The sequence below is a fragment of the Kitasatospora setae KM-6054 genome (assembly GCF_000269985.1).
Classification (GTDB): Bacteria; Actinomycetota; Actinomycetes; order Streptomycetales; family Streptomycetaceae; genus Kitasatospora; species Kitasatospora setae.
The window spans coordinates 4,943,754-4,956,030 of record NC_016109.1 but is presented as its reverse complement, the minus strand read 5'-3'; the positions used below and the strand labels follow the sequence as shown (position 1 = coordinate 4,956,030).

Sequence of the window (12,277 nt, the reverse complement as noted above, 5' to 3'; positions counted from 1 at the left end):
CCGGGCTCCGGCTACGCCGCCTCCCCGTCCATCCGGGCGTGGAACTCGCGCACCGCGCGGTGGCCGCGGTACGGCTCCAGCCGGGTGCGGAAGTCGTCCAGGTACTCGACGCCGCGGTTCGAGCGCAGTCCGCTGAGCAGCCGGACCGCCTCGGTGCCGGTCTCGCAGGCGCGTTCGAGGTCGCGCTGCTGGAGCTGGGCGGTGGCGAGCAGCACCAGGTCGACGGCGCGCCGGCGGACCCGGTGCGCGGGGTGCAGTTCGAGCGCGGTGCGGGCGTAGTGCTCGGCCCGCTCGCCCTGCTGGAGGTCCCGGTGACAGTGCGCCAACTCGTCGGCGAGGTACGCCTCGTCGAAGTGCACGATCCAGTCCGGGTCGTCGGCCGGGTTGCGGCGCTCCATCGCGGCCAGCGCCTTCGCCGCGACGTTCTCGCAGGCGTACGCGTCGCCGAGCAGGGCGTGCCCGCGCGCCTCGGCGGCGTAGAACATCGCCATCGCGGTGGGGGTGGCCACCGTGCGGGCGCCCTCCTGGGCGGCGCGGGCGAGTTGGGCGATCTCCCGGGGGTTGCCGAGGGTCGCGGCGAGGTGGCTCATCGAGGCGGCGAGCACGTAGCCGCCGTAGCCGCGGTCGTCGGCGGCCTGGGCCAGGCGCAGCGCCTGGATGTAGTACCGCTGGGCGAGTCCGGGCTGGCCGGTGTCGACCGCCATGTAGCCGGCCAGTTCGGTCAGCCGGGCGACGGCGCCGAAGAGCTGGCGGCCGGTCTCGTCGCGGTAGGAGCCGCCGAGGAAGCCGGAGACCACGCTGTTCAGGTAGTGCACCACGACCGGGCGGACGTGGCCGCTGCCGAACCGGTGGTCGAGGTCGACCAGCATCTGCGTGGTGGCCCGGATCGCGGCCACGTCGGCCAGCCCGACCCGGGTGCCGCCGGTGCGGGCGACCACCGGGTCCGGCGGGGTGATCAGCCAGTCCCGGCTGGGCTCGACCAGCGCGGAGGCCGCGACGGTGGTGCCGGCCAGGAAGTCCCGCTTGCCGACGTCGCTGCGCCAGAGCTCGCAGATCTGTTCCAGCGCGGCGCCCAGGCTGGGCACGAACTGCAGGCCGACGGCGGAGCTGAGGCTCTTGCCGTCGGCCATGCCGATCTCGTCCACGGTCACGCCGCGGCCGAGCTTGCGCCCGAGCGCCTCGGCGATCACCGCGGGGGCCTGCCCCCGGGGTTGTTGCCCGCGCAGCCAGCGGGCGACCGAGGTCTTGTCATAGCGAAGGTCGAGTCCGTGCTCGGCTCCGCAGAGGTTGACCCGGCGGGCCAGGCCCGCGTTGGAGCAGCCCGCCTCCTGGATCAGCTGCTGCAGACGCTCGTTCGGCTCTCGTGCGACGAGTGGTCTCGCGGCCATGGGATTTTTCCGCCTCCCCAACGCCGTCCGGACCCGACCGGAGGGCGACGACTGTGCAACACCATGCGGAATACCCACGGTGACGTACCCGCTCCCCACGCGCCCGGGTGAATGCCCCTGTGCGCCCCCACTGCGCCCGTTACCGCCCCTGCTCGATTGACGGGTTCCGACCAGGATCACCGTCCCGGGTGACAACGCGCGCGCCGTTCGAAGCGTTCGGCCCCCGGCCGTAACCCGCACTCACGGACGGTAGTTGTGCTGCACGTGGACAACACCCCGGGAGCCCCCGAACAGAACCTGCCGCCGCTGCTGATCGAAGCCGTCCGCTACGCCGAGGACCGGCACTGGGAGGTCGCGCCGGGCAGTTGGCTGCTCGACGGCGACGGCCCGGCCCGCTGCTCCTGCGGCGAGGAGGGCTGCGCGCTCCCCGGTGCGCACCCCGTCGGCGCGGACTGGCGGCGGAAGGCGAGCGCCGGGCCCGGGGTGGTCCGCAAGTGGTGGACGGAGAACCCGGAGGCGTCGATCCTGCTCCCCACCGGCCGGGCGTTCGACGTGCTGGACGTGCCGGAGGTGGCGGGCTGCCTGGCGCTGGCCCGGATGGAGCGGATGGGGCTGCAGCTCGGCCCGGTGGTCGCGGTGCCGGCCGCGCCCGGGCGCACCGGGCGGCGGCTGCACTTCCTGGTGCTGCCCGGGGTGGTCGACAAACTGCCGGACCTGCTCCGGCAGATCGGCTGGTCGCCGGAGCGGCTCGACCTGGTGGCGCGCGGCGAGGGCGACTGGGTGGTGGCCCCGCCGTCCCGGGTCGGCGGGTACGCGTCGGCGCAGTGGGCCCGGCCGCCGTCCGCGCTGAACCGCTGGCTGCCGGACGCGCTGGAGCTGATCAGCCCGCTCGCGTACGCCTGCGGGCGCGAGGCCGCGGCCCCGCGCGCCGTCCAGCGCCCGGCGGCGGCCGTGCGCTGACCCCCCGAGCGTGCCCCGGCCGATCCCGGCGGGGGCGTGTCCGCGCGGCACCCCGCGCGGCCGCGGCGGGTCCGGCCCCCGATCCGGGGGCGGGGCCCGCCTCCGGCGTGCCCGGGGGCGGCTCCGGCCGGTCCGGAGCGCGATCTTCCGGAACCGGTCGTCATACCCGCAGGTCAACGGGGGAAGCCCACCGATCGGGTGACATCGCTCAAGGATTGGCCGCCGCTGCCGAGGGGATCATCCTCAGCGTCGGCACCGAACGGACGGGGGCCAGCGGAAGGAGCGGAGCGAGGAACGGCGAGGAACGGCCGAGGGCCGGGGAGGGGCCGCCGGGAGGGGGTTCGGACGGGGAAGCCGAACGCGGCGGCGGGCGGGGAGACCGGCGGGGAGCCGGTGGGGACACCGACAGGGGAGGGCGGGCGGGGAACGGGGCGGGAGGGAGGGCGTGGGCGGGCGCGGCCGGGGAGCCGCACGCGACCGCGACCGGCGGGGGAACGGCGCAGGGCCCGGTGTGGGGACACCGGGCCCTGCACTGCGCGCCTTGTGCCGCGCGCCCCGCGCTGCGCGCCGTGCGCCGGACCCTAGGGCTGCGCGACGAACACGTGCGCGGCGATCTCCTTGCCGAGCTCGGCCGCGCTCTCGCCGGTGCCGACCAGCACGCCGCCGGCCGCCGGGGAGACCCGGACCGTCGCCCCGGGGCGGACGCCCGCCCGGCGCAGGGTGCGCATCAGCTCGCCGTCGGTCTGGATCGGCTCGCCGATCCGGCGGACCACCACGTCCGTCCCGTCCTCGGCGGCCACGGCCTCCAGCGTCACCAGCCCGGCGTCGTAGCCCTCGCCCTCGGCCTTGGTGTCGCCGAGCTCGTCCAGGCCCGGGATCGGGTTGCCGTACGGGGACTGGGTGGGGTGGCCGAGCATCGCGAGCACCTTGCGCTCGACGGTCTCGCTCATCACGTGCTCCCAGCGGCAGGCCTCCTCGTGCACCTGCTCCCACTCCAGGCCGATCACGTCCACCAGCAGGCACTCGGCGATCCGGTGCTTGCGCATCACCCGGACGGCCAACTTGCGGCCCTCGCCGGTCAGTTCGAGGTGCCGGTCCTCGGCGACCTGGAGCAGGCCGTCGCGTTCCATCCGGCCCACCGTCTGGCTCACCGTCGGGCCGGACTGCTCCAGCCGCTCGGCGATCCGGGCGCGCATCGGGGTGATGCCCTCTTCCTCCAGCTCCAGGATGGTGCGGAGGTACATCTCAGTGGTGTCGATCAGCCCTGACATCGCCCCTGGCTCCGTTCTTCGGTGTCCTCACCGCCAATTCTGACGTACCCGGGTAACAACCAGGTGCGCGAGCCGGCTATGCCCGCACTCTTCCGTGGCTGTTGACAGCCGGGTCCGGCGCGGGCCACCGTGCACGCCGTAGCTTTCTCCCACCAGCGGTCTGGACCACCGGCCGCGCCCGAGCCCGTACGGAGCAGAGATGAGCGAACTGGTCGGCCGGTACCTGGACGCCGCCGTGGCCCACCTGGAGCGGATCCGCGCCGAGGAGGGGGAGAACATCGAGGCCGCCGCCGAGCTGCTGGCCGAGGCCGTCGAGCACGGGCGGCGGATCTTCACCTACGGCGCCGGGCACTCCTCGCTGGCCGCCCAGGACGTGGTCTACCGGGCCGGCGGGCTGGTCGTGATGAACCTGCTGAACGTGCCCGGGATGACCGGCGTCAACGTGATGCCCGCGCACCTGGGCAGCGCCCTGGAGCGGGTCTCCGGCCTGGCCACCACCACGCTCGACCTGACCCCGGCGCGCAGCGGCGACCTGCTGTTCGTGATCTCGCTCTCCGGCCGCCAGGTGATGCCGGTCGAGCTGGCCCGGCACGCCCGCGACCGCGGCCTGAAGGTGATCGGCGTGACCTCGCTGGCCTACCCGGGCGCGGTCAGCTCCAACGACCCGTCCGGCACCTACCTGAAGGACAACTGCGACGTCGTCCTGGACAGCAAGATCGGCCTCGGCGACGGCGAGCTCGACCACCCCGGCGCGGGCGCCCCGTTCGGCTCGGTGTCGACCATCACCACCAGCGCCCTGATGCAGTCGGTGACCGCCTCGGCGATCGCCAAGCTGGCCGACCGCGGCATCACCCCGCCGCTGTTCCGCTCCGGCAACGTGGACGGCGGCACCGAGTGGAACAACAAGGTGATCGCCGACAACGCGGACCGGATCTTCTACGCCTGGTAGCCCGCGCCCCGATCCGCCCCCGGACCGTGGCGCGGACCCGCCCCATTCGGCCAACTCCGGTACGCCTCGTGTGAGTTCGCCCGTCACTGGGCAGGACTCCCGAGACCGGTGGGACTTGCGCTGCGGGGGCGGGGATGGCGGCTGGGGCTGGGGCTGGGCGTTCGATCGGCTTCGTGCGGGAGCAGGACCTGCTCCCGCGCGTCTTCTGGGCCGCCGACGGCGCGTCCCTGCAGGGGCAGGCCCGGGCGGTGGCGCTCTCCCGCTGGGAACTGCTGCTGCTGGTCGGCGCCGCCTTCGCCGGCTCGGCGGACGGCGCGGTCTGGGCCTGGGCCGCCGCCGCGGCCTACCTCGGCGCGCTGTTCATCGCCGTCACGGTGGCCCGGCAGAACCCGCAGCGGCTCTGGTACGACGGCCGGGCGGTCGCCGAGTCGGTGAAGACCCTGGTGTGGAAGTACGCGGTGCGGGCCGACTCCTACCAGCCGCCGCCGCGCAAGCTGCCCGACGCCGACCGCCTCTACGACATCCAACTGTCGGGAATCCTGGGCGAGTTCGACACCGACCTGGTCTCCCCCGGAGTCACCGCCGAGCTCAGCACCTGGCGCGCCCCGGCCCGCCACCCGCAGATCACCGAGACCATGGAGCGGCTGCGCGACCAGCCGCTGCCGGTGCGCCGCGAGGTCTACCTGCGCGAGCGGGTGCAGAGCCAGCGCCAGTGGTACCAGGCCAAGGCCATCCAGTGCCGCAACGCGACCCGCCGGGTCGGCCGGCTCGCCATCGTGCTGCCCGCCCTCGGCCTGCTGCTCGCCGTGCTGCGGGCGCTCGGCGAGTTCAGCTTCGACGCGCTCGGCTCGATCTCCGCCGTCGCCGCGTCCATCTCGGCCTGGGCCCAGCTCCGCCAGTACCGCCCGCAGGCCGCCGCCTACACCCTGGCGGCCGCCGAACTCTCCAAGGTGGAAGCCCAGTTGGCCGCCGCCGACCTGGGCGCCGCGGACGCCGAGGAGATCTGGGCCCGGCTCGCCCGGGACGCCGAGGACGCCATCTCCCGGGAGCACACCACCTGGCAGGCCCGCCGCGAGGTGCGCAGCCTCGACATCCCCAGCTGACCATGGAGAGCCGCGTGGCGACACGGAAGATCGATACGCCGGACGGCGGCGTCCTCGCCGTCGAGACGTCCGGGGACCCTTCCGGCAGGCCCGTGTTCCTGCTGCACGGCACCCCCGGCAGCCGGGTCGGCCCGGCCCCGCGCGGCGCCGTGCTGGCCCGGATGGGGGTCCGGCTGATCTCGTTCGACCGCCCCGGCTACGGCGAGTCCACCCGACTGCCCGGCCGGGACGTCGCCGCCGCCGCAGCCGACGTCACGACCATCGCCGACGCGCTCGGCCTCGACCGCTTCGCCGTGGTCGGCCGCTCCGGCGGCGGCCCGCACGCGCTGGCCTGCGCCGCGCTGCTGCCCGAGCGGGTGCTCAGGGCCGCCACCCAGGTCTCGCTGGCCCCGCGCCACGCGGACGGCCTCGACTGGTTCGACGGCATGACCCCGTCCAACGAACGCGCCTACCGCCAGGCCGAGTTGGGCCCGCCCCGGATCTCCGGCCCGTTCCAGGTCCGGTCCCGGGTGATCCGCCGCGACCCGGCCCAGCTGATCCGCAACCTGGTGCCCGAACTCTCCACACCGGACCGCACCGTGGTCGCCGACATCGGCATCCGCCGGATGCTCCACTCCACCTACCGGCAGGCGTTCCGGTACGGCGCCGACGGCTGGATCGACGACGTGCTGGCCTTCATCGCCGACTGGGGCTTCACCGTCGACACCATCGGCGTCCCGGTCCGGATCTGGCACGGCGCCGACGACAAGTTCTCCCCCGTCGGCCACTCCTCCTGGCTCGCCGACCACATCCCCGGCGCCCAGCTCTACCTCGAACCGGGCGCCGCGCACTTCGGCTCCCTCAAGGAGATGACCGGCGCCATCCGCTGGGCCGCCCACGCCTAGCCGCGCGGGGCGCGGCGAAGCGCAGGCCCGGCACGGACAAAGCCCAGCGGGGCGGCGACCAGGCCCAGGAAGCACAGCAAGGCGGCAGCCCGGCGAAGCACCGGCACGACACCGCACAGCGGGGGCACGACACCACGCCAGCACGGGCACAGCACCGCGCAGCGGGAGGCGGGGCGCGGGCCGGGGGAACCATGCGTGAGTGGTGTGCCGCGCGGTTCCCCCGGCCCGTTCCTGCCCCGGTCCCTCTCCCGCCCGCGCCCCCGCCTTACAGCGGTTGCGGTTCCAGGTCGCGGTTGCTGCGCTGCCAGCTGCGGGCGGCGACGACGGACGGGTGGTCCTCGCCGAAGAGTTCGACGAGGCCGGCGACCGCCTGCATGCGCAGGGCTTCGGCCTCGCCGCGGCGGCCGGCCGAGCGGAGGGTGACGGCGAGGTTGGCGCGGCAGATGAGGGCGTCGGGGTGGGTGGCGCTGTAGCGCTCGACCAGGCCGTCGTAGGCGGTGCGGCCGAGTGTCTCGGCCTCGTCGTACTGGCCGTTCTCGGCGAGCGCGTTGGCGAGGTTGATGTTGGCGTTGAGGACGAAGGGGTGGTCGTCGCCGAGTACGCGGGCGAGGCCGGCGGCGGCGGTGCGGCCGTGGGCGATGGCGCCTTCGAGGTCGCCGGAGCCGCGGAGGTAGATGGCGAGGTTGTTCTCGCAGGCGAAGGTGAAGGGGTGGTCGTCGCCGAAGAGCCGCTGGTGGCCTTCGTAGGCGTCGGTGGCGATGTCCCGGGCGGTCTCCTTGTCGCCGGCGGCGCTGTGGTCGGCGGCGAGGTTGAGCCGGCAGGCGAGGGTGTCGGCGAAGTCGGGGCCGAACAGGTCGACGTACCGCTCGTAGGTGCGTTCGGTGAGTTCGCGGGCTTCGGCGTACTGGCCGGCCCGGCGGAGCGAGACGGCGAGTGACTTGGCGTTGCGGAGTTCCTCGGGCAGGTCGGACTGCGGGAGGTCGGCGAAGGCTTCGGTGACCTCGCGGAGCAGTTCGACCGAGCCCTTGTAGTCGCCCATCTCGCGCAGGTCGCGGGCCAGGTTGGACTTGGTGCCGAGGGTGTAGGGGTGGTGCGGGCCGCGGACGGCGGAGCCGCGTTCGACGGTGTCCTGGTCGAGCTCGCGGGCGGCCAGCGGGTTGCCGACGAGGCGGTGGTCGATGGCGAGGTTGTTGGCGACGGTGAGGGTGCGCGGGTCGTCCTCGCCGAAGAGTTCGACGAACTGGTTGTAGGTGTCCTGGTCGAGGGCGAGCGCTTCCTGGAACCGGTTGAGGTAGCGCAGGTCGGCGGCCATCGAGTTGGCGGTCATCAGGGTGTACGGGTGGTGTTCGCCGAGGAGTTCGCGCTGGCCGAGCAGGGTGGCCTGGTTGAGGGCCAGCGAGTCGCCGTAGGAGCCTTGGGAGCGCAGCACGTTGGCGATCTGCAGGCGCAGGCTGAGGATCTGCCGGCGCCAGATCTTCTGTTCGGCGGGGTCGGGTTCGGTCTCGGCGCGGACCGTCCAGGCGGCGTCGAGCTGGCGGCCGAGTTGCAGGGCCTGTTCGAGGTCGACGCGCTTCCACAGGTAGCGGACCCGGTCGATGAGCAGTTCGCGGACCTCGCGCTCGTCGCAGTCCTGGGCCCTGGACGGCGTGAGGTGCGGCCAGATCTTCTCCAGGGTGGGCCAGTTGGCGGGGTCGTCGGTGTCGCCGCGCTGGGGCCGGGCGTTGACCAGGATGCGGTGCACCTGGTGCATGGCGAGGTTGCGTTCGGCCTCGGGCATGCCGCTGCGGACGACGGCCTGGACGAGGCGGTGCACCTGGAAGGAGTCGGAGCCGGCGTCGGTCTTGGCCAGCGCGTAGCGGCTGACGGCGCGCAGCACCTTGCCGAGCAGGAAGGTGTCGGTGAGTTCCTCGTCGTAGGGGACGAGGGCGAGCCGCATCTGCTCGGAGAAGAAGAACTGCCGCAGCGAGATCGGCTCGGGGGCGAAGAACGCGCAGAGTTCGAGCAGCCGGACGGCGGCGGGCGACTGCTCGCGCAGCCGGGTGATGGAGACGTTCCAGGTGAGGCCGACGGGGGTGGGGTAGTCGACGGGGGTCTCGCCGGCCGCGAGGACCTTGGTGGCCTCGGCCTTGAGCTGGTTGACGTAGGTGTCGACGGGGGTGCGGGTGGTCTCCAGCCAGGCGGCGGCGACCTCGACGGCGAGCGGCAGGTCGCCGACGGCCTCGGCGACCCGGTCGGCGTCGGGGCGGGACAGGCCGCGGACCCGGCGGGTGAGGTGGTCGACGGACTCGGTGCGGTCGAACACGTCGACGTTGAGCACGCCGGCCTGCCCGGACCAGCCCTGGTTGCGGGAGGTGACCAGGATGTGGCCGGGGCCGTCGGGGAAGAACCGGCGGATCTCGGCGGGCTCGTCCGCGTTGTCGAAGATCAGCAGCCAGTTGGAGGTCGGGATGCCCTGCCGGAGCGCGTCGCGGGCGGCCTGCGCGGCCTCGCTGACGTTGTCGCCGACCCGCAGTCCGAGCCGTCCGGCGAGGTCGGCGAGGTCGACGACGACGTTCTCGCTCTGCTCGGCGTCGATCCACCAGACCAGGTCGTAGTGCGACATGTAGCGGTGCGCGTACTCCAGCGCGACCTGGGTCTTGCCGACGCCGCCGAGGCCGTACAGGGTCTGCGGCGGCGGCAGCACCGCGGTGGTGCCGCCGGCGAGTTGGGCCCGCAGGTCGTCGAGGACCTTGACCCGGCCGGTGAAGGAGTGGTTGCGCTGCGGCACCTCCCAGTGGGTGGGCTTGGTGCCGGGGAAGCGCGGCGCGCCGGGGCTGCGCTCGGGCGGTTCGGTCTCGGTGCGGCCGAGGGCGCGCAGCAGGGCGGTGGCGGCGGCGGGCTCGTCGCGGCCGATCAGGTCGACCGGGTTGCGGTTGTTGTAGGGCGCGTTGAGGCGGACGTCGGAGACCCGGACCGGGATCAGCTGGCGCCGGGCGCCGGCCGGGTCGGCCAGCACGGTGCGGTCCCACAGCGCCTGGGCCTGCGGCGACTGCAGGTAGGCGGCGGAGAGCAGCGCGACGGTGCGGTAGGCGGAGTCGATGCCGCGCCCGGTGGCCTCGCGCGGGTTGGCGCCGGCCCCGGCGTCGCGCGGGACGACCCGGTAGCCGGCGTCGGTGAGCAGCGCGGAGATCCAGTCGGCCCAGGCCCGGTCCTCGGGGACGTAGCTGAGGTACAGGTCGGCGGGGGCGGTGGGGCGGCGGCGGGCGAAGCCGTCGAGGAAGCGCAGCCGCAGGTCCTCGGCCATCGGCGGCAGTCCGGCGACCCGGCCCTGGGTGATCTCCCGGGTGAGCCGCTCGTTGGCGGCGAGCATCGAGCCGGGCAGGCCGGGCTGGTCGCCGAACGGGGCGAGGATCTCCTCGTACGCGTAGAACGGCCGGTAGGGGATCTCGACGCCGGCCCAGTAGCGGGCCAGGTCGGACTCGCCGAAGCCGGCGGGCAGGCCGGCGAACTTGATCCGGGCCAGCGCGCGGCCGGCGTCGGCCTTCTCCTTCTCGCCCTCGTCGATCCGCATCGGGACGGGCATGATCCGGATGTCGCGGTCGCCGTAGCGGTCCTCGATGACCCGGGCGATCCGGGAGGCGCCGTCGATCGACTGGTCGCTGAGGGTGAAGCAGACCACCAGGTCGTCGGGCATCTCGACGGTGCAGATGTCGGCGGTGTCGGTGAGGCCGGTGCGGCTGTCGATCAGCACGTAGTCGTAGCGGCGCTTCATGTCGGCGCGCAGCGACTGGATGAACCGGCGGCCCTCGTAGCGCTCGTAGAGCAGGTCCCAGTCGAGCCGGGCCACCGAGTAGTCGCGGTTCTGCTGGCCGGCCGGGACGAGGTCGATCCGGCCGCCGCCGGGGAAGTGCGGCCAGGCCAGCGAGAGGGCGTGCGGGTGGATCCGGGCGAAGTCCTCGATCCACTCGGGGTCGCGGTCGACCGGGCGGCGGGCCTCTTCGAGGTAGTCGCCGAACAGGTCCATGATGCCGGTGGTGGCGGCGACCACCTCGGGGTTGAGGAACGGCCGGAAGAACTGGGCGAGGCCGGGGGCCTCCAGGTCCCAGTCGACGACCAGCACCCGGTAGCCGTTGGCGGCGAGGATCCAGGCGCTGTTGGCGAGCGCCATGGTGCGGCCGGTGCCGCCCTTGTAGGAGTAGAAGGTGATGATCCGGCCGTGCCGGTTCTCGATGGTGGCGTCGCGGCGGCGGGCCTGGATCTGCGGGCCCTTCGTCGGCCTCTCGGTCATGACGTTCCCTCCCCCGGGCCCTTGGGTGCCCGTCGTGGTGCGCACGCCGTGCTCACCGGCCGGAGTCCCGACCGCCCGGTGCCTTGCTGGTGCCGTGCCCGGGCTCAGGGCCCGATGCTGGGTCTGCGGTCGACCGGCCCGTCGTCGTCGGGTCCGCCGCGCTGCTGCTGCTCGTGGGCGGTGCAGGCGCGCATCACGGCGCGTTCCATCTCGCCGCGGAACTCCTCGATGCTGCCGGGGGTGCCGCCGCCGCCCTCGTCGCGCAGGCTGGGCCGGCGGCGGGCGCCGCGGCTGACCGGCAGCACGCCGTCGCCGAGGTCGTTGAGCATCCGCTCGTGGTCGCGGCTCTGCTGGTCGTCGCGGTTCCAGGGTTCGATGACGGCGACCGTGCCGTGGTTGCGCCGGTCGAGCCGGCGCACCAGGTCGGAGCGCCGCCCGTCCAGGAAAGCCCAGCGGTCGACCAGCAGCACGCAGGGGGCGGGCGGCCCGCCGGCCAGTAACTGCTCGGCCTCCTCGTCGAACTCCCGGACGGTGGGCAGGAAGCCCATGCCGCGGGCGATGTCGGCGGCGTCCTGGGCGAGCGGCCGGGAGGAGTCGGGGCGGTAGGGCTGCCAGTCGGTGCGCTGTTCGCCGTACCAGGTGGCGGAGCGCTGCGGGGGCAGTTCGCGGTCCTGGTAGGAGAAGACCGAGATCCGGACCTGGTCGGCGGTGTCGGGCTGGTCGAAGGCGGACGGCTGGGACTCGAAGTCGAGCACCTGGCCGGTGGGGATGACGGTCTGCTCGGCGACGTCGACGATCCGCCGGGCGAGGCGCCACACGGCGGTGTGGTACTCGGAGCTGAACGCGGCGATCTTCATCAGCGCGTACAGGCCCTCGGTGGCGTACTCGGCGCCGAAGCTGTCGTGGTTGAACTGGAGTTCGCCGGCCACCCGGGGCAGCTGGTAGTGCTCCATCGAGACCCAGAGCGCCGGGACGATGCCGGTCATCCGCTCGGCGGTGGGCCGCCGCTGGTAGACCGAGCGGCGGCTGAACAGGTGCCACTCCCGGCCGCACGCCTCGGACTTGAAGTAGCGCGGCGAGTACAGCGGCACGAAGACCCGGCAGCTGGCCAGCTCCCGGGAGAGCCGCTCGGCCCACTTCTGGCCCTGGTGCATGGAGCGGTCCATGAACCCGACCGGGTGGCCGGACGGCGCGTCGGTGATCTGCAGGATCGCCTCGCACAGGTCCTGGTAGAGCTTCGCCACCCACAGGTTGGGGTCGGCCGCGCCCCGCGAGTTGATCCGGGGCGTGTGCGCGTAACTGAGGAAGAAGTACGGCCTGGGCGCGTCCTTCCTCTGGCCGGCCCCGCTGTTCACACGCGCCTCCCCCGAGCCCGCCTGTCACTGTTCCCCCGAAAGGGTCTCAAGTGTAGGAAGACCGGCGGTCCGAATGGAATAGGGCCTTGATCTGATCCGG

General features: G+C 73.7%; 8 protein-coding genes. 4 read left to right on the top strand and 4 right to left on the bottom strand.

Annotation, left to right across the window (positions count from 1 at the left end; all coding sequences use genetic code 11):
• Window positions 1-11: 11 nt before the first annotated feature.
• Entirely contained in the window at window positions 12-1,388 is a 1,377-nt protein-coding gene (locus KSE_RS22080; RefSeq protein WP_014137564.1) for a tetratricopeptide repeat protein, read from the bottom strand.
• 255 nt (window positions 1,389-1,643) lie between these two features.
• Here KSE_RS22080 and KSE_RS22075 point away from each other — a divergent pair, with 255 nt between their 5' ends.
• A complete protein-coding gene (locus tag KSE_RS22075) occupies window positions 1,644-2,348 on the top strand; it encodes a bifunctional DNA primase/polymerase (RefSeq protein WP_014137563.1) in 705 nt (234 codons plus the stop codon).
• 581 nt (window positions 2,349-2,929) lie between these two features.
• Here KSE_RS22075 and KSE_RS22070 read toward each other — a convergent pair.
• Entirely contained in the window at window positions 2,930-3,619 is a 690-nt protein-coding gene (locus KSE_RS22070; RefSeq protein ID WP_014137562.1) for a metal-dependent transcriptional regulator, read from the bottom strand.
• A 199-nt stretch (window positions 3,620-3,818) separates the two neighbouring features.
• Here KSE_RS22070 and KSE_RS22065 point away from each other — a divergent pair, with 199 nt between their 5' ends.
• The 3 genes from KSE_RS22065 to KSE_RS22055 all read left to right on the top strand — a co-directional run bounded on the left by KSE_RS22065 (window position 3,819) and on the right by KSE_RS22055 (window position 6,555).
• Window positions 3,819-4,568 (top strand): sugar isomerase domain-containing protein, encoded by a 750-nt coding sequence (locus tag KSE_RS22065; RefSeq protein ID WP_014137561.1) that lies wholly within the window; start codon window positions 3,819-3,821, stop codon window positions 4,566-4,568.
• Window positions 4,569-4,741: 173 nt separating this feature from the next.
• Complete coding sequence (locus KSE_RS22060) at window positions 4,742-5,671, top strand: DUF4231 domain-containing protein (RefSeq protein ID WP_014137560.1); 930 nt, start codon at window positions 4,742-4,744, stop codon at window positions 5,669-5,671.
• Window positions 5,672-5,673: 2 nt separating this feature from the next.
• Entirely contained in the window at window positions 5,674-6,555 is an 882-nt protein-coding gene (locus tag KSE_RS22055; protein ID WP_014137559.1) for an alpha/beta fold hydrolase, read from the top strand.
• Window positions 6,556-6,820: 265 nt separating this feature from the next.
• Here KSE_RS22055 and fxsT read toward each other — a convergent pair whose 3' ends face one another.
• Both fxsT and KSE_RS22045 read right to left on the bottom strand, forming a co-directional pair.
• Window positions 6,821-10,822, bottom strand: a complete 4,002-nt coding sequence (gene fxsT, locus KSE_RS22050) for an FxSxx-COOH system tetratricopeptide repeat protein (RefSeq protein ID WP_014137558.1) — start codon at window positions 10,820-10,822, stop codon at window positions 6,821-6,823.
• A gap of 104 nt (window positions 10,823-10,926) precedes the next feature.
• Window positions 10,927-12,177, bottom strand: coding sequence for a TIR-like protein FxsC (locus KSE_RS22045; RefSeq protein ID WP_014137557.1), 1,251 nt, complete (start codon window positions 12,175-12,177; stop codon window positions 10,927-10,929).
• Window positions 12,178-12,277: the final 100 nt, after the last annotated feature.

Bases quoted from the DNA above. Each gene is read 5' to 3' on its own strand.
- KSE_RS22080 (WP_014137564.1), bottom strand. From the start codon at position 1,388: ATGGCCGCGAGACCACTCGTCGCACGAGAGCCGAACGAGCGTCTGCAG.
- KSE_RS22070 (WP_014137562.1), bottom strand. From the start codon at position 3,619: ATGTCAGGGCTGATCGACACCACTGAGATGTACCTCCGCACCATCCTG.
- KSE_RS22065 (WP_014137561.1), top strand. From the start codon at position 3,819: ATGAGCGAACTGGTCGGCCGGTACCTGGACGCCGCCGTGGCCCACCTG.
- KSE_RS22055 (WP_014137559.1), top strand. From the start codon at position 5,674: ATGGAGAGCCGCGTGGCGACACGGAAGATCGATACGCCGGACGGCGGC.
- fxsT (WP_014137558.1), bottom strand. From the start codon at position 10,822: ATGACCGAGAGGCCGACGAAGGGCCCGCAGATCCAGGCCCGCCGCCGC.